This window comes from Brachybacterium equifaecis (assembly GCF_023509525.1).
In the GTDB taxonomy this organism is placed as follows: domain Bacteria; phylum Actinomycetota; class Actinomycetes; order Actinomycetales; family Dermabacteraceae; genus Brachybacterium; species Brachybacterium equifaecis.
The window spans coordinates 20339-37070 of record NZ_JAKNCJ010000010.1 but is presented as its reverse complement, the minus strand read 5'-3'; the positions used below and the strand labels follow the sequence as shown (position 1 = coordinate 37070).

13 protein-coding genes are annotated in these 16732 nt (G+C 72.9%); 6 read left to right on the top strand and 7 right to left on the bottom strand.

The window, feature by feature from the left end; genetic code table 11:
* Window positions 1–56: 56 nt before the first annotated feature.
* Window positions 57–1793: a phospho-sugar mutase gene (locus tag Bequi_RS12845; RefSeq protein WP_249738339.1), complete on the bottom strand. Its 1737-nt coding sequence runs from the start codon at window positions 1791–1793 to the stop codon at window positions 57–59.
* Window positions 1790–2641 carry a purine-nucleoside phosphorylase gene (locus Bequi_RS12840; RefSeq protein ID WP_249738338.1) on the bottom strand — a complete coding sequence of 284 codons (852 nt, stop codon included), beginning with the start codon at window positions 2639–2641 and terminating at the stop codon, window positions 1790–1792. Before Bequi_RS12840 ends, Bequi_RS12845 begins: the two co-directional genes overlap by 4 nt.
* A gap of 105 nt (window positions 2642–2746) precedes the next feature.
* Between Bequi_RS12840 and Bequi_RS12835 the strand changes: the two genes are divergently transcribed.
* The gene (locus Bequi_RS12835) at window positions 2747–4243 is read left to right on the top strand and encodes an NAD(P)H-quinone dehydrogenase (protein WP_249738337.1); all 1497 of its coding nucleotides are present in this window, start codon (window positions 2747–2749) and stop codon (window positions 4241–4243) included.
* Between the two features lie 87 nt (window positions 4244–4330).
* Here the strand turns inward: Bequi_RS12835 and Bequi_RS12830 are convergent, their stop codons facing one another.
* From Bequi_RS12830 to Bequi_RS12820, 3 genes are read right to left on the bottom strand one after another with little or no spacing between them, the layout of a single operon-like run.
* Window positions 4331–6109 (bottom strand): acetyl/propionyl/methylcrotonyl-CoA carboxylase subunit alpha, encoded by a 1779-nt coding sequence (locus tag Bequi_RS12830; protein ID WP_249738336.1) that lies wholly within the window; start codon window positions 6107–6109, stop codon window positions 4331–4333.
* Between the two features lie 59 nt (window positions 6110–6168).
* A complete protein-coding gene (locus Bequi_RS12825; protein ID WP_249738335.1) occupies window positions 6169–6822 on the bottom strand; it encodes a Maf family protein in 654 nt (217 codons plus the stop codon).
* Window positions 6819–8516 (bottom strand): DUF885 domain-containing protein, encoded by a 1698-nt coding sequence (locus Bequi_RS12820; RefSeq protein WP_249738334.1) that lies wholly within the window; start codon window positions 8514–8516, stop codon window positions 6819–6821. The genes Bequi_RS12825 and Bequi_RS12820 overlap by 4 nt, the downstream gene beginning before the upstream one ends.
* A gap of 54 nt (window positions 8517–8570) precedes the next feature.
* Here Bequi_RS12820 and recQ point away from each other — a divergent pair, with 54 nt between their 5' ends.
* Complete coding sequence (gene recQ / locus Bequi_RS12815; protein WP_249738333.1) at window positions 8571–10460, top strand: DNA helicase RecQ; 1890 nt, start codon at window positions 8571–8573, stop codon at window positions 10458–10460.
* Between the two features lie 70 nt (window positions 10461–10530).
* Here the strand turns inward: recQ and Bequi_RS12810 are convergent, their stop codons facing one another.
* Both Bequi_RS12810 and Bequi_RS12805 read right to left on the bottom strand, forming a co-directional pair.
* Complete coding sequence (locus Bequi_RS12810) at window positions 10531–10767, bottom strand: acyl-CoA carboxylase epsilon subunit (protein ID WP_249738332.1); 237 nt, start codon at window positions 10765–10767, stop codon at window positions 10531–10533.
* Window positions 10764–12353 (bottom strand): acyl-CoA carboxylase subunit beta, encoded by a 1590-nt coding sequence (locus Bequi_RS12805; RefSeq protein WP_249738331.1) that lies wholly within the window; start codon window positions 12351–12353, stop codon window positions 10764–10766. Before Bequi_RS12805 ends, Bequi_RS12810 begins: the two co-directional genes overlap by 4 nt.
* Window positions 12354–12468: 115 nt before the next feature.
* On the opposite strand from Bequi_RS12805, the gene Bequi_RS12800 reads away from it, so the two are divergent.
* Genes Bequi_RS12800 through Bequi_RS12785 form a run of 4 tightly spaced genes read left to right on the top strand, consistent with a single transcriptional unit; the run spans window position 12469 to window position 16726 of the window.
* Window positions 12469–13368, top strand: coding sequence for a biotin--[acetyl-CoA-carboxylase] ligase (locus Bequi_RS12800; RefSeq protein ID WP_249738330.1), 900 nt, complete (start codon window positions 12469–12471; stop codon window positions 13366–13368).
* A gap of 34 nt (window positions 13369–13402) precedes the next feature.
* Window positions 13403–14593: an adenylate/guanylate cyclase domain-containing protein gene (locus tag Bequi_RS12795; RefSeq protein WP_249738329.1), complete on the top strand. Its 1191-nt coding sequence runs from the start codon at window positions 13403–13405 to the stop codon at window positions 14591–14593.
* A 51-nt stretch (window positions 14594–14644) separates the two neighbouring features.
* Window positions 14645–15340, top strand: a complete 696-nt coding sequence (locus tag Bequi_RS12790) for a response regulator transcription factor (protein WP_249738328.1) — start codon at window positions 14645–14647, stop codon at window positions 15338–15340.
* A gap of 3 nt (window positions 15341–15343) precedes the next feature.
* A complete protein-coding gene (locus tag Bequi_RS12785) occupies window positions 15344–16726 on the top strand; it encodes a sensor histidine kinase (RefSeq protein WP_249738327.1) in 1383 nt (460 codons plus the stop codon).
* Window positions 16727–16732 lie beyond the last annotated feature (6 nt).

Here is a 16732-nt window from a genome sequence, read left to right as displayed (position 1 = left end):
CGGGGCCCCTCGTTCTGCGGCGTGCTGCGCTGATTTGCGTCGTGCTGCGCGGCGCCTCAGCCGAGCAGCAGAGCGCGCATCTCCTCGGTGATCTGGGCGAGATGGGCGGCAGCACGCTCTCGAGCCGCCCCCAGATCCTCGAAGCTCGCCTCGGGAGCGACGTGCTCCACCACCTCGATGTAGCACTTGAGCTTCGGCTCGGTGCCCGAGGGGCGCACGATCACGCGCGCGTCATCGGTCGTGGCGAGCAGCATGCCGTCGGTCGGCGGGAGGCCGGTCGTGGCCAGTGAGCCCTCCGCGAGATCCTGCACCGCTGTGACGGGGCTCGCCGCGAGGACCGCCGGGGGAGCGTCCCGCAGGCGCTGCATCATCGCGGGGATCAGCGCCAGGTCCTCCACGCGCAGCGAGAGCTGCGAGGTGGCGAACAGGCCGTGCTCGCGCGCGAGATCGTCGAGCACGTCGACGAGGGTGCGATCATCGGCGCGCGCCTGCGCGGCCATCTCTGCCACGAGCAGCCCGGCCGAGAGGCCATCCTTGTCCTTCACGACGTCCGGTGCGACGCAGTAGCCGATCGCCTCCTCGTAGCCGAAGGCGATGCGCGGTGCGCGCGCGATCCACTTGAAGCCGGTGAGGGTCGTCGCGGCCTCGCGCCCCTCGGCGGTCGCGATGCGCGAGAGCCAGCGGGAGGAGACCACGGAGTTCGCGAACGCGCCCTCGCGGCCGTGCACGCGGATCAGCTGGGTGCCCAGCAGCACGCCGAGCTCATCGCCAGTGAGCATCCGCCACTGCCCGAGATGGGGATCGAGCACCGCCGCGGCGCAGCGATCGGCGTCGGGGTCGTTCGCGATGACAACGTCGGCCTCGACCGTGCGAGCGAGCTCGAGCGCGAGGTCGATTGCGCCCTTCTCCTCGGGGTTCGGGAATGCGACCGTGGGGAAGTCGGGATCCGGATCGGCCTGCTTGGCGACCGGGTGCACTTCCGTGAATCCCGCGCGCTGGAACGCGGCCTGCGCGGCCTGGCCGCCGACTCCGTGCATCGCGGTGTGCACGATCCGCACCTCGCGGGGGGAGTCCGGATGCACGAGCGAGCAGATCGCGCGCAGGTAGGTCTCGGGCAGGGCGGGATCCATGAGGTCCCAGCCGCTCTCGGCCAGGGGGATCTCGCGGACCGGGCCGACGGCCGCGATGCGCTGGGCGATCTGCGCGTCCGAGGGCGGCACGATCTGCACGCCGTTCCCCTCGGGCGTCGCCGCCCGCCCGCCGAGGTACACCTTGTAGCCGTTGTCGGCCGGGGGGTTGTGCGAGGCGGTGACGACCACGCCCGCATCCGCCCCGAGGCGGCGGACGGCGTAGGCGATGAGCGGCGTCGGGCAGTGGCCGTCCGAGAGGACGACCCGGCATCCGGCGGCGGTCATGATCGCCGCGGAGGCCTCGGCGAACGCGCGCGAGTTGTGGCGGGCATCGTTCCCGATCACCACCAGCGGCGCCTGATCGGTGCCCGCCCCGCCGAGCTCCGCGAGCAGGAAGTCCGCGAGGCCGCGCGCGGCCCGCGAGACGACCGACAGGTTCATGCGGTTCGGACCGGGGCCCATCGCTCCGCGCAGTCCCGCGGTGCCGAACTGGAGGGTCCCGGAGAACGCATCGGCGATCTCGGCGGCGGCGGCGCCGCTGCCCGCGCGGGCCTGCTCGAGCAGGGACGCGAGGGCGGCGCGAGTGGCGACGTCCGGATCGTCTGCGATCCACGCCTCCACCTGCTCCGCGAGAGCGGGGGAGAGGGCGGCAGCGGCGCTCACTTCGCACCCTCCTGGGCGATGCGCGCGACGACCTGCGCGAGCAGGCGGGCGATGCGCGGACCGGCCGCCTGGCCGGCCTCCAGCACCTCGGCGTGGCTGAGGGGCGTGGAGGAGATGCCGGCGGCGAGGTTCGTGACCAGGGAGATCCCGAGGATGTCCAGTCCCGCCTCGCGAGCGGCGATCGCCTCGAGCGCGGTGGACATGCCGACCAGCGTCGCGCCCACAGCCTTCGCCATCTGGACCTCGGCGGGGGTCTCGTAGCTGGGGCCGCGGAACTGCATGTAGACGCCCTCGTCGAGCGCCCCGTCGATCTCGCGGGCGAGGTCCCGCAGGCGCGGGGTGTACAGGTCGGTGACGTCCACGAAGTTCGCTCCGTGCAGCGGGGTGTCGCCGGTGAAGTTGATCTGATCGCGGATCAGCACGGGAGTGCCAGGCGCCCAGGACTCGTCGATCCCGCCGCAGCCGTTGGTCAGCACGATGCTCGAGCAGCCGGCGGCCGCTGCGGTGCGCACGCCGTGGACGACAGCGTCCACGCCCTTGCCCTCGTACAGGTGCGTGCGGGCACCGAGCACGAGCGCGTGCGCACCGGTGCCCTCGATCGCGATGGAGCGCAGGGTGCCGACGTGCCCGACGACCGCCGGCGCCCGGAAGCCCGGGATCTCGTGCGCGGGCGCCTCCCAGACGGTCTCGCCGAGGAGGTCCGCTGCGCCCGACCAGCCGGAGCCGAGGACGAGCGCGATGTCGTGACGGGCGATGCCGCTGGCCTCCGCGATGGCGGCCCCGGCCTCACGGGCGAGGGCATAGGGATCGGCGACGGTGCCGGGGGTGTTCTCATCTGAGGTGCTCATGGGCCAAGCCTAAGCGGAGCGCCCGCGCGGGAGCCCCTCCGGTGCCCCGGAGAGAGGGTCCGTGGCTCCGGCCCCGCGCCCAGGCCCGTTTGCCATCATGGAGCGGTGAGCGATCCCAGCACCGACCTGCCCGCAGATCCCGATCGTCCAGGCGCCGGGGCCGACGGCCCGCGGGTCGTCATCATCGGCGGCGGCCCGGGCGGCTACGAGGCGGCGCTGTCCGCCGCCCGCCAGCATGCCCGCGTCACGCTCATCGAAGAGCGGGGTATCGGCGGCGCCGCCGTGCTGACGGACGTGGTCCCCTCCAAGACCCTCATCGCGACCGCGGACGTGCTGGACCTCGTCGCCGGATCCGCCGCGCTCGGCATCCGCGACGCCGACGCTCCGGGCCCCCGCGCGGGGTCGGTCTCCGAGTCCCTCACCGTCGACCTCGCCGCCGTGAACCGCAGGGTGCGCGCGCTCGCCGAGGCGCAGTCCGACGACATCCGCTCCGGACTCGAGGCGGCGGGGGTCCGCCTGATCGCCGGCCGCGGGCGCTTCGCGCCGGGCGATGCCGGCGCGGCGGCCCCCCATGCGGCCGGCACCCAGAGCATCGAGGTCCTCGCTGCCGACGATGCGTGCACCGAGCGCGTGAGCGCCGACGTCACCCTCATCGCCGTCGGCGCGACGCCCCGTGTCCTCCCGTCGGCCGAGCCCGACGGCGAGCGGATCCTCACGTGGACGCAGCTCTACGCCCTGGATGCTCTGCCGGAGCATCTCATCGTCGTCGGCTCCGGGGTGACGGGCGCGGAGTTCGCGAGCGCGTACCACGCGCTCGGCAGCGAGGTCACGCTGGTCTCCTCGCGCGACCAGGTCCTGCCGGGCAGCGATGCCGACGCCGCCGAGCTCCTGCAGCGCGTCTTCGAGCGGCGCGGGATCACGGTGCGCTCCAGGTCGCGCGCAGCGGCCGCCCGCCGCGATGGCGAGGGAGTGGTCGTGACGCTCGAGGGCGGGGAGGAGATCCGCGGCAGCCACGCGCTGCTCGCCCTCGGTGCGATCCCCGCGACGGACGGCCTCGGCCTCGAGGACGCGGGACTGCGCGTGAAGCCCTCCGGCCACATCGAGACGGACCGGGTCTCCCGCACCTCCGTGCGCGGGATCTACGCGGCCGGCGACTGCACGGGCGTGTACCCGCTGGCCTCGGTCGCCGCGATGCAGGGGCGGATCGCGATGCACCATGCGCTCGGCGAGGCGGTCTCGCCGCTCATCTCGCAGCAGGTCGCCTCGGCCGTGTTCACGAGCCCGGAGATCGCGACCGTCGGCGTCTCGGAGGCGGACGTGGTCAGCGGCGACGTCCTGGGCGAGGTCCACACGATGCCGCTCGCGACGAACCCGCGCGCGAAGATGCAGGGCATCCGCGAGGGCTTCGTGAAGCTGATCGTGCGCCCGGGCACGCACACCGTGATCGGCGGCGTGGTCGTGGCCCCGCGCGCGAGCGAGCTGATCCATCCGATCACGCTCGCGATCGCGCAGCGCCTCACGGCCGAGGAGGTCGCCGCGGTGTTCACGGTCTATCCCTCGCTCAGCGGCACCATCGCCGAGACGGCGCGCCGCCGGCCCTGAGCTGCTCGGCTGTTCTGAGCAGCTCGCCTGTCCTCAACGCAGCGGCGCCGCCGGGAGATCCTCCCGGCGGCGCCGCTGCGAACGGGGTCAGTCCTCGAGGGTGCAGAGCACCGCGCCCGCGGAGACGGTCGCGCCGACCTCGGCGCTGAGACCGGTGACGACTCCCGAGCGGTGCGCGGTGATGGGCTGCTCCATCTTCATCGCCTCGAGCACGAGCAGGAGGTCGCCGTCGGCGACGCTCTGGCCCTCCTCGGCGACGATCTTCACGATCGTGCCCTGCATGGGCGCGGTCACGGCGTTGCCGCCCGCGGTCGCACCGGCCTGCTGGCGCTGGCCGCGCCGGCGGCGCTGGCGGACCGTCTGCTGGGGAGCGCGCAGCGAGGCCGGCAGGCTCACCTCGACACGGCGGCCGTCGACCTCCACGACCACGGCCTCGCGCCCCTCCACCTCGGCGGTGGGCGCAGGCAGGGGAGCGGGCGGGATGTCGCCGGTGAACTCGGTCTCGATCCACCGTGTGTGCACGGAGAAGGAGTCCGCCCCCGGGGCAGGGGCGAACGCCGGATCCTCCACCACCAGGCGGTGGAACGGCAGGACCGTCGGCATGCCCTCGATGCGGAACTCCGCGAGCGCGCGCCGCGAGCGCTCGAGCGCCTCCTGGCGGGTGGCGCCGGTGACGATGAGCTTGGCGAGCATGGAGTCGAAAGCACCGGAGATCTCATCGCCCGAGCGCACGCCCGAGTCCACGCGCACGCCGGGGCCGGACGGCGCGTCGAAGCGCTGCACGGTGCCGGGCGCAGGCAGGAAGCCGCGGCCGGCGTCCTCGCCGTTGATGCGGAACTCGAAGGAGTGCCCGCGCGGGGTGGGATCCACCGGCGAGATGCGCTCCCCGGCGGCGATGCGGAACTGCTCGCGCACCAGGTCGACCCCGGTGACCTCCTCGGTCACGGGGTGCTCGACCTGCAGGCGGGTGTTCACCTCGAGGAAGGAGATCGTGCCGTCGGTGCCGACGAGGAACTCGCAGGTCCCGGCGCCGACGTAGCCGGCCTCGCGCAGGATCGCCTTGGAGGAGTGGATGAGCTCGGCGTTCTGCTGCGGGGTGAGGAACGGCGCGGGCGCCTCCTCGACGAGCTTCTGGTGGCGGCGCTGCAGGGAGCAGTCGCGGGTGGAGACGACCTGCACGGTGCCGTGGGAGTCCGCGAGGCACTGCGTCTCCACGTGGCGGGGGGAGTCGAGGTAGCGCTCCACGAAGCACTCCCCGCGGCCGAAGGCGGCGATGGCCTCGCGCACGGCGGAGTCGAACAGCTCGCGCACCTCGCCCTCCTCGCGCGCGACCTTCAGGCCGCGCCCGCCGCCGCCGAAGGCGGCCTTGATCGCGATGGGGAGGCCGTGCTCGCGCGCGAAGGCGACGACGTCATCGCTGCCCTGCACGGGATCATTCGTGCCGGCGACGAGGGGGGCGCCGGCCTTCTGCGCGATGTGGCGCGCGGAGACCTTGTCGCCCAGGGACTCGATCGCCGCGGGCGGCGGGCCGATCCAGACCAGGCCCGCGTCGATCACGGCCTGCGCGAAGGCGGCGTTCTCGGAGAGGAAGCCGTAGCCCGGGTGGATCGCCTCGGCTCCCGAGCGGGCCGCGATGTCCAGGATCTTGTCGACCACGAGGTAGGAGTTCGCGGCGGTCGCCCCGCCGAGGGCGTAGGCCTCGTCGGCGATCAGCGTGTGCAGCGCGTTGCGGTCGGGATCGGCGTAGACGGCGATCGACCGCAGCCCCGCATCCGCGCAGGCGCGCGCCACGCGCACCGAGATCTCGCCGCGGTTGGCGATGAGCACCGACCTGAACGGACGGTACTGGGAGCTGCGAGATGCCATGGGGCGGGGTCCTTCCCTGTCGTGGAGCAGAAGCCGAGTCTAGAACAGCGCGGGGGCGCTCAGGCGTGGCGCCACAGCTCGTGCACGCCGATCTCGATCTCGGCGAGCAGGTGGCGCAGCAGCGGGAGCGAGAGGCCGACGACCGCGTGCGGATCTCCCTCGACGCGCTCGATGAACGCGCCGCCGAGCCCGTCGATGGTGAAGCCGCCGGCGACGCCCAGGGGCTCGCCGGAGGCGACGTAGGCGGCGATCTCCTCGTCGGAGAGGTCGGCGAAGGTCACCTCGGTGCTCGCGGTCGCCCCGAAGGTCGCGCCGGTGCCGCCGTCCTCCTCGTCCCGGTCGTCGATGAGCCAGTGCCCCGTGTGCAGCACCGCGGTGCGCCCGCGCAGCTGCTGCCAGCGGGCAGTGGCGCGCTCGGGCGTGAGCGGCTTGCCGATCACCTCGCCGTCGATCTCGAGCATCGAGTCGCAGCCGAGGACGACGTACCCGCCCTCGCTGGCGTCAGTCACCGCGCTCGCCTTCTCGTGGGCGAGGAGCAGCACGGCCTCCTCGGGGGAGATCTCGCCGCCGGTGGCCTCGCGGGCGCGATCGAGGATGCCGTCCTCGTCGAGGTCGGCGACGGCGTGGTCGAACTCGATGCCCGCGCGCTCGAGCGTGTCGCGCCGGCCCTGGGAGGCGGAGGCGAGCAGCAGCAGAGCGGTGGACTCGCTCATGCGAGCGCTCCGGCGAGGACCGACAGCGGCAGGGAGCCGAGCTCGAGGGCGCGGCCGTGGAAGTCCTTCAGGTCCTGACCGGAGGCGAGAGCCGCATCGCGCAGGCTCTCCCACTCGCGCTGGCCGAGCTTGTAGGAGGGCGCCTGGCCCGGCCACCCGAGATACCGGTGCAGCTCGAAGCGCTGGGTGTCCTTGTCCTCCAGGCCCCAGTTCTCGTCCATGAAGGCCCAGGCCTTCTCGTACGTCCACTCGCCGCCCGCGGAGCCGGGGATGCCCTCCGGCATCGGCAGGCCGTTGTGCAGGCCGATGTCCAGGACCACGCGCCCGGCGCGCATGCGCTGGGCGTCCAGCATGCCCAGGCGGTCGCCGTCGTCCGAGAGGTACCCGAGCTGGTCCATCAGCCGCTCCGAGTACAGCGCCCAGCCCTCGCCGTGGCCCGAGACCCAGCACAGCATGGCGCGCCAGCGGTTGAGGTTCTTCGTCTGCAAGGTCTGGATGCCGACCTGCAGGTGATGCCCGGGGACGCCCTCGTGGTAGACGGTGGTGGTCTCGGACCAGGTGTGGAACTCGGTGGTGCCGTGGGGGACGTCCCACCACATGCGCCCGGGGCGGGTGAGATCCTCGCTCGGGCCGGTGTAGTAGATGCCGCCCGAGCCGGTCTCGGCGATGCGGCACTCAAGGCGGTGCAGGGGCTCGGGGATGTCGAAGTGCGTGCCGGAGAGCTCGCGCACTGCCTGGTCGGAGAGCTGCTGCATCCACGCCTGCAGCGCGTCGCTCCCGTGCAGGGTGCGCTCAGGGTCGGAGTTCAGCGCCGCGCGCGCCGCGGCGATGTCGCTCCCCGCGCCGCTGCCGTAGTGCGCGTTGATGCGGGAGGCGACCTCCTCCTGCTCGGCGATGATCTGTCGCAGGTGCTCGATGCCCCAGGCGTAGGTCTCCTCGATGTCGATGGCGGTCCCGAGGTACACCCGGGAGGCCAGCGCATAGGCCTCGCGGCCGACGGCGTCGGCCTCGGGGGCACGGGGGGAGAGCTCATCGAGGACTGCGGCGATGTCCCGGTACGCCTGACGGGCCTGTGCGAGGGCGGCGGTGACCTGCTCCCGCGCGGGGCAGTCCTCGGGCATGCGCTGCGCGAGGTGCGCGAAGTAGCCGGAGGTCTCGTCGGCGTATCCGCGCGCCTGCTCGGCGCCGAGCTCGAGCTGGCGACGGGCGGAGATCACGCCGCGATCGGCCTCGGCGCGCAGGGTCTGCGCCCAGCCCTCCAGCAGCTGCGGGAACGACGCCAGGCGCTGCGCGATCGCCTCCCAGTCCTCCGCGGTCTCGGTGGCCATCATGTCGAAGATGCCCTGGCTCTGGAGCGGGGAGGCGATGTTGTTGACCTGGGCGCGCGAGATGCCGAGGGAGTCGAGCTCCAGCTCGAGCCCCAGGCGCTCGGTCATCGCGGCGCGGGTGACGGCGTCGACCTCGTCCTCGTCAGGGGTCTGGGCGATGCGCTCCAGGGTCTCGCGCGCGAGCGCGGCCTGGGCGTCGAACCCGGCGGCCGAGTAGTCGGGCACCTCGCCCTCGTGGCCGGGAACGCCGAGCGACGTCGCGAGGAAGGGATCGAGGGCGGTGGCGCGGGCGACGTGATCGTCGGCGATGGCGTCCAGAGCGGTGGGGGTGCGGACGGCTGCGTCCTGCTGGGGGGTCTGCGACATGAGGGAAGTCTACGAGAGGCGCCGCGTCCCCGCCGAGTCGCTAGGCTCGGACGAATGGATTCCACCGCCCCCGCCCCTGCGCCCACCGCCGTCGGCCCCGCGAGCGGCGAGGGGAGCGAGGATGCCCTCGGGATCCTCTCCCGCGTCTTCGGGTACGACGCTTTCCGCGGCCAGCAGGCCGCGATCATCGACCGCCTCGCGAGCGGCGGGGACGCCGTCGTGCTGATGCCGACGGGCGGCGGGAAGTCCCTGTGCTACCAGATCCCCGCCCTGCTGCGGCCGGGCACCGGGATCGTGATCTCCCCGCTCATCGCGCTGATGGCCGACCAGGTCGCCGCTCTCGAGGCCGTCGGCATCCGCGCCGCCTTCCTGAACTCGACGCTCGAGCCGTATGAGGCGCAGATGGTCGAGCAGCGCTTCCTCGCCGGCGAGCTCGACCTGCTCTACATGGCCCCCGAGCGCCTCGTGCTGCCGCGCACGATCCAGCTGCTGCAGCGCGCGCCGCTCTCGCTGATCGCGATCGACGAGGCGCACTGCGTCTCGCAGTGGGGCCACGACTTCCGGCCCGACTACCTGGGCCTGGCGATGTTGCCGGAGGCCTTCCCAGGGGTGCCGCGCGTCGCGCTGACCGCGACGGCGACGCGGGCCACCCACGAAGAGCTCACCCAGCGCCTGCGCCTGGAGGGGGCCGAGCATTTCGTGGCGAGCTTCGACCGGCCGAACATCCAGTACCGCATCGAGCCGAAGGCGAGCCCGCGCGAGCAGCTGCTGCGCCTGATCACCGCCGAGCACGAGGGGGAGAGCGGCATCGTCTACTGCCTCTCCCGCAAGAGCGTGGAGACGACCGCGCAGTGGCTCGCCGACCGGGGCATTCCCGCGCTTCCGTACCACGCGGGCCTCGACGCCGCCGTGCGCCGCGACCACCAGGAGCGCTTCCTGCGCGCCGAGGGCCTCATCATGGTCGCGACCATCGCCTTCGGCATGGGCATCGACAAGCCCGACGTCCGCTTCGTCGCCCACCTCGATATGCCGAAGTCCATCGAGGGCTACTACCAGGAGACCGGCCGCGCGGGCCGCGACGGCCAGCCGTCGACCGCCTGGATGGCCTACGGGCTCGGGGACGTGGTCAGCCAGCGCCGCTTCATCGACCAGAGCGAAGGCACCGAGGAGTTCAAGGCCAGCGCCCGCGCCCACCTGGACGCCATGCTCGCGCTGTGCGAGACCATCACGTGCCGCCGCGTGCAGCTGCTGCGCTACTTCGGGCAGGACGGCGAACCCTGCGGGAACTGCGACACCTGTCTGCACCCCCCGCAGACCTGGGACGGCACGGTCGCGGCGCAGAAGGCGCTGTCAGCCGTGATCCGCCTGGACCGCGAGCGCGGCCAGAGGTTCGGCGCCGGCCACATCGTCGAGGTGCTGCTGGGCAAGGAGAGCGAGCGCTCCCGCCAAGGCCGCCACCAGGAGCTCAGCGTATGGGGGATCGGGACGGAGCACTCCGATCGCGAGTGGCGCCCCGTGCTGCGCCAGCTCGTCGCGCGCGGCTGCCTCGAGGCGGTCGGGGACTACGGCGTGCTCGTGCTCGGGCCCGCGGCGGGCCCCGTGCTGCGCGGCGAGGAGACCGTGCAGCTCGCCGTGGACCGCGCCCCCTCCGGCCGCTCCCGCCGCGGTGCCGCTGGAGGAGGGGGAGGCTCGAAGCCGCGTGCGGCCGACTCGCTCTCGGGCGAGGACGCCCGCGCCTTCGAGGCCCTGCGCGCGTGGCGCACGTCCGTCGCGCAGGAGAAGGGCATCCCGCCCTACATGGTGTTCTCCGACGCGACGCTCGTCGGGATCGTGCAGGCGCGGCCCACGAGCACGGGTGCGCTGGCGGGGGTGAGCGGCCTCGGGGCGAAGAAGCTCGCTGACTACGGGGACCAAGTGCTCGAGGTGCTCGCGGGCCTCGACTGAGGGGCGCGCCGCGGCGTCAGCGGTCCGCGCCGGCTGGCCCGAGGCGCAGCATCGGGCGCGATCCCGGGCCTCAGCGGTCCGAGTACATCCAGGCGCTCTCGGAGGCCTGCTGGCGCAGCGCATGGGTGCGCGGCATGCGGTGGACGGCGTCGCTCCAGCCCTCGCCGCCTGCTCCGTACGATTCCGCGAGGGCCCTCTCCTCGGCCTCCGCGCGGCTCGCGGCGGCCATCGCCGAGACGGCGACGGCGATGGCCGCGAGCTCGACCTCGCTCAGGCGCCCGGTGACGAGGCGGACCTCTGTGCTCACAGCGGGATGTTCCCGTGCTTCTTCGTGGGCAGAGATGCGCGCTTGGTGCGCAGCATCCGCAGGGCGCGCGCGATCTGCATCCGGGTCTCGGACGGCTCGATGACCGCGTCGATCCACCCGCGCTCCGCGGCGAGGTACGGGGTCGCGAACTTCTCCTCGTACTCGGACTGGAGGCGGGCGCGCTCTGCCTCGACGTCGCCGCCGCTCTCCTGCGCGCTGCGCAGATCCTGGCGATGCAGGATGTTCACGGCGCCCTGCGCGCCCATCACGGCGATCTGGGCCGTCGGCCAGGCGATGTTGATGTCGGCGCCGAGATCCTTCGAGCCCATCACGATGTACGCGCCGCCGTAGGCCTTGCGGGTGATGACCGTGACGAGGGGGACTGTGGCCTCCGCGTAGGCGTACAGCAGCTTTGCGCCGCGGCGGATGATGCCGCTGTACTCCTGGTCGGTGCCGGGCAGGAAGCCCGGGGTGTCCACGAAGGTCAGCACCGGGATGTTGTTCGCATCGCACACGCGCACGAATCGCGCCGCCTTCTCGGAGGCGTCGATGTCCAGGGTGCCCGCGAAGTGGGAGGGCTGGTTGGCGATCACGCCGACGCTGCGGCCCTCGACGCGGCCGAAGCCCACCACGATGTTCTGCGCGAACAGCGGCTGCACCTCGAGGAACTCGCCGTCGTCCAGCACCGTCCGGATCACGCTGAGCATGTCGTAGGGCTGGTTCGGGGAGTCCGGGATGAGCGTGTCCAGAGCGAGGTCCTCGGGGGAGGGTGACTCGTCGTACTGCAGGGGGAAGGTCGGAGCGCTCGAGAGGGTGTTCGAGGGCAGGTAGGACAGGAGGTCCTTGACGTACTCGATCGCCTCGTCCTCGTCGGGCGCCATGTAGTGCGCCACGCCCGAGCGGCTCGAGTGCGTGCGCGCACCGCCCAGCTCCTCGAAGCCGACGTTCTCGCCCGTCACGGTGCGGATCACGTCGGGGCCGGTGATGAACATGTGCGAGGTCTTCTCGACCATGACGATGAAGTCCGTCAGCGCCGGGGAGTACACCGCGCCGCCGGCGGCCGGGCCCATGATCAGCGAGATCTGGGGGATGACGCCCGAGGCGAGCGTGTTGCGCCGCATGATCCCGGCGAACATGGCGAGCGAGGCCACGCCCTCCTGGATGCGCGCGCCGCCGCCGTCGAGGATGCCGATGATCGGCACGCCCGTCGAGAGCGCGAGGTCCTGGATCTTCAGGATCTTCCGTCCGTGCGCCTCGCCGAGGGAGCCGCCGAAGACGGTGAAGTCCTGGGAGTACACGCACACCTGGCGGCCGTCGATCGTGCCGTAGCCGGTGACGATCCCGTCGCCCTCGGGGCGGCGCTTCTCGAGGCCGAAGGAGTGCGACTGGTGGGCCGCGAGCCGGTCGGTCTCGACGAAGGAGCCGTCGTCGAGCAGGTCGAGGATGCGCTCGCGGGCGGTCTTCTTGCCGCGCGCGTGCTGCTTCTCCACAGCCGTCTCGTCTGCCGCCCGGACTGCGCGGTTGTCTCGTTCGCGCAGGTCAGCAAGGCGTTGGGCGGTGCTGACCGGCCGGGGGGAGTCGGTCACGGGACCTCCTGGACGGACCGTCGGATGAACACGGGGATACTACGCTATCGGGGCCCTCGCACGCAGGGCGCGAGTGCCGCGCGGCGCGGCGAGGAACCGGCGGGAAGGGATGAGGATGGTCTTCGAGCAGGACGATCCCGCAGGGGCGGGCGCGGTGCCCGTGCAGATGCTGGGCACCGTCTCCTCGACGCAGGACGCCGCGCGCGCAGCGCTCGAGGGCGGGAAGAGCGGCGCCGCGTTCGCCCTCGCCACCACGGACCAGCGGTCCGGCCGCGGCCGGCTGGGGCGGCGCTGGAGCACCCCGCCCGGCGACGGGCTCGCGCTCACGCTCGTCCATCCCACCGCCCTGCCCCTGGAGGCTCGATCCTGGTGCTCGCTCGTCACGGGCCTCGGCGTGCTCGCGGCGCTGCGCGGCGCGCGGGCGGAGGATGCCGACGGGCGCTCCGCCGCGGCGGGCCTCGGGCTGAAGTGGCCCAACGACGTCCTCACGTCCGCGGGCCGCAAGCTCTCGGGAATCCTGCTCGAGGCGCACGGCGACGCACTGCTGGTCGGGGTGGGGGTCAATCTGCGCGGCCCCGTGCGCGATCCGGGCGGTGCGCCCGTGGAGGGCGCGGCGTGGCTGAGCGGCCCGGACGGGCTCGTCGGCGCCCCGGTGAACGCAGAGGTTCTGGCCGCACTGCTGGCGGCGCGCATCGAGGCGGAGCTGCGCCAGTTGGAGGAGTGCGGGGGAGATGCGCTGGCCAGCGGTCAGTGGGCGCGCTATGGTGAGGCCTGCATCACACCCGGTCGCCCGGTCACAGTCGAGCCTCTCGGCGCGGGCGAGGGTCCGGGAGCGATCGGCGGCCAGGGCGCGTACTCGGGCACGGCCGCTCGCATCGATCACCAGGGGCGGCTGTGCGTGGTCCTTCCCGATGGCGCCGTGCGCGCGGTCTCGGTGGGCGATGTCCGCCACGCCCGCATGCACCACCAGCCCCATGAGACCTCCCTGCGCGCTCGCCGCGACGCGCAGGGATGAGACGACGAGCGCGGACCCCGCAGGAGACGAACCAGTGACCGACCCCCACGGCGCACCCCAGCAACCCGACCAGACCGGTTCCGGCGATCCCGCTTCTGATCCCGTTCCCGTGCAGCCGGCACCCGGATTCGCCCCCTTCGGCACCGCCCTGCAGGATTCCGAGGCTGAGGACATCGCCTCGCTGAACCGGCGCTTCGCCTCCGTGCGGCGCAGCGTCGGCGCGCTCGAGCGCGTCCTGCTCCAGGGCACCCGCGAGTTCTCGCGCCGCGACCTCGCCGAGCAGCAGGGCATCCCCGAGCGGCTGGTCGCGACCTACTGGCGCTCCCTCGGATTCACGCCCGTGGACGAGGACACGGTCGTCTTCACGGAGGAGGACGCCTACGCCATCGGCGACCTCGTGGCGATCGTCGAGGACGGCACGCTCTCCGAGCGGGCCTTCACCAGCATGTCCCGCGGGCTCGGCTACCACATGGGCCGCCTCGCGATGTGGATCACCGAAGCGCTGGTCGACGAGTCGAAGTCGACGCTCGGCATGGATGACGCCGCCGCGCGCGAGCACATGCTCGAGATGATCCCGCAGATGCTCGAGACCCTCGAGACCCAGGTGCTCTACACGTTCCGCCGCCAGCTCGCCGCCTACGCGGCGCGCGCCGGCTCGGAGGTGCTGCAGGCCTCGGAGAGCGGGCACCATGACGAGGTCTTCCCCCTGCACCGGGCCGTGGGCTTCGCCGACCTCGTCCAGTTCACGCGCCTGTCCCGCACGCTCGGCGGGGCCGAGCTCGCGGATGTCGTCGGCCACTTCGAGGTGCTGTGCCGTGACATCATCTCCGTGGGCGGCGGCCGCGTGGTCAAGACCGTCGGCGACGAGATCATGTTCCTGGCCGACACGCCCGAGGACGGCGCGCAGATCGCCGTGAGCATCGCAGAGGCCCTCGCCGCGGATCCGGATCTCCCTCCGGTGCGGCTCGGCCTGTGCTGGGGATCGATGTTCTCGCGCTACGGCGACGTGTTCGGTCCGACTGTCAATCTCGCGGCGCGGCTGGAGAGCGTCGCCGAGCAGGGGACCGTGCTGGTCGATGCGGAGACGGCGGAGGCAGTCGCCCGCGCCCTGCCCGGCGGCTTCCGCGAGGCCAGGCGCGCCGAGATCGAGCTGCACGGGATCGGCCCGGTGGACAGCGTCGTGCTCGAGCGCGGCACGCTCGCGCCCCTCGACATGGGGCTGTGAGGCCGCTGCGCGGTCGGACCCTCCGAAGGGGCGGGTCGTAGGATGACGGGCGTGACCAGACTCCTGCTCGTCGAAGACGATTCCGCGATCGCCGAACCTCTCTCCCGGGCGCTCGACCGCGAGGGCTACACCGTGACCCGCGCCTCGCGCGGCATGGAGGCCCTGGTCGTCGCCGCCGGGGCCGATCCGATCGATGTGGTGATCCTGGATCTCGGGCTCCCGGATCTCGATGGCCTCGAGGTCGCGCGCCGCCTGCGCAAGGGCGGACTGGAGTCCCCGATCCTCATCCTCACGGCCCGGGCCGACGAGGTCGACGCCGTGGTCGGGCTCGATGCGGGGGCCGACGACTACGTCACCAAGCCCTTCCGGCTCGGGGAGCTGCAGGCCCGGATCCGCGCGCTGCTGCGGCGCGCGCAGGTCGCGGAGGAGTCCTCCACCGCCTATGAGGTCAACGGCGTCACCCTCGATGTCGCCGCCCGGCGCGCGTACGCCGACGACGAGGAGCTGAGCCTCTCGGCGAAGGAGTACGACCTGCTGACGGTCCTCGTGCGCGAGGCGGGCAGCGTCGTCACGCGCGATGACCTCATGCGCGAGGTGTGGGGCGCCGAATGGTGGGGCTCCACCAAGACGCTCGACATGCACGTGTCCTGGCTGCGCCGCAAGCTCGGCGACGACGCCACCAACCCCCGCCGCATCACGACCGTGCGCGGCGTCGGCTTCCGCTTCGAGACGGGCGAGGGGAACTGACGGGTGCGCGCACGCGTCCTCCAGGCGACGGTCATCACCGTTCTCCTGGCCGTGCTGCTGCTCGGAATCCCGCTCGCGAGCGCCTGGCTCGGCCAGGTGCAGCAGAACCTCATCTCCCGCGCCACCGACATCGCCGACGAGGTGCGCGTGGCCACCGACCGCCGCCTCCAGGCGGATCGCCCGATCGACGAGATCGCCCTGCAGCAGATCGTCGACAGCCAGTCCGATCTGACCGTGTACATCGAGGTCACCTACCAGGGCAGCACCTACTCGGCCGGCGACCCTCCCGGTGACACGAGCACCTTCGCCTCCCTCGGCGGCAGCTACGGCCAGCTGATCGTGGTCGCCGTGCCCGAGGCCGAGGTGCGCGCGCACACCGCGAGCGCCGCGGTGCTGATCGCGGTCGTCGGCCTCTCGGCCATCTCCATCGGCGTCTCGGTGGCGCTGTGGCAGGCGCAGCGCATCGCCGCACCCCTGGCGCGGCTCACCCGCCGCGCCGAGGAGCTCGGCAGCGGCCGCGCCCGCGGCCAGTGGCGCCCGAGCGGGATCGCCGAGATCGACACGGTCGCGGAGGAGCTCGCGCGCTCCGGCGCGATGCTCACCGAGCGGCTCGAGGCGGAGAGCAGGCTCGCCTCGGACGCCTCGCACCAGCTGCGCACGCCGCTGACAGCGCTCTCCATGCGACTGGACGAGATCCTCGCGACCAGCTCGGAGGAATGGGTGCGCGAGGAGGCGCGGATCTCCCTCGAGCAGATCGACCGCCTCACCGAGGTCGTGCACGACCTCATCAACGCTCCCCGCTCCTCCCAGCGGCGCACTCCGGGCGTCGTCGATCTGCGCAGCGTCCTCACGCAGCAGAGCGAGGAGTGGTCCCCGGCGTTCCGCGCCGCCGGTCGCGAGCTGCGCATCCAGGTGCCGCGCTCCGCAGCCGTGTGGGGATCCAGCGGCCCGCTGACGCAGGTGATCGCGACGCTGGTGGAGAACTCCCTCGCCCACGGCGGCGGCCGGACGCAGGTGAAGGTGCGGCGCAATGCGAAGTCGACCGTCGTGGAGGTCTCCGACGAGGGCCCCGGGATCGACCCCGCGCTCGGCAAGTGCGTGTTCGAGCGCGCGATCTCCGGCCGGTCCTCCTCCGGCACCGGGGTGGGCCTGGCGCTGGCCCGCACCCTGGTGGAGGACGACGGCGGCCGCCTCGAGCTGCTGAACGAGCGACCCGCCACCTTCGGGGTGTTCCTGATCTCCGCGCCCGGGGATGAGAGCGCGAGCGCCGACGACCGCCACGACGCCTTCAGCTCCCTGCCCCAGGGCGCCGTGCTGCCGAGGCGCCGGCGCGGGCGCGGCCCCCACGCGGGCGCGGGCATCACGCGCCGGCGCAGCGCTCCGTAGGATGGG

Coding starts and splice junctions, on each gene's coding strand:
- Bequi_RS12840 (WP_249738338.1), bottom strand. CDS start 2,641: ATGAGCACCTCAGATGAGAACACCCCCGGCACCGTCGCCGATCCCTAT.
- Bequi_RS12830 (WP_249738336.1), bottom strand. CDS start 6,109: ATGGCATCTCGCAGCTCCCAGTACCGTCCGTTCAGGTCGGTGCTCATC.
- Bequi_RS12825 (WP_249738335.1), bottom strand. CDS start 6,822: ATGAGCGAGTCCACCGCTCTGCTGCTGCTCGCCTCCGCCTCCCAGGGC.
- Bequi_RS12820 (WP_249738334.1), bottom strand. CDS start 8,516: ATGTCGCAGACCCCCCAGCAGGACGCAGCCGTCCGCACCCCCACCGCT.
- recQ (WP_249738333.1), top strand. CDS start 8,571: ATGGATTCCACCGCCCCCGCCCCTGCGCCCACCGCCGTCGGCCCCGCG.
- Bequi_RS12800 (WP_249738330.1), top strand. CDS start 12,469: ATGGTCTTCGAGCAGGACGATCCCGCAGGGGCGGGCGCGGTGCCCGTG.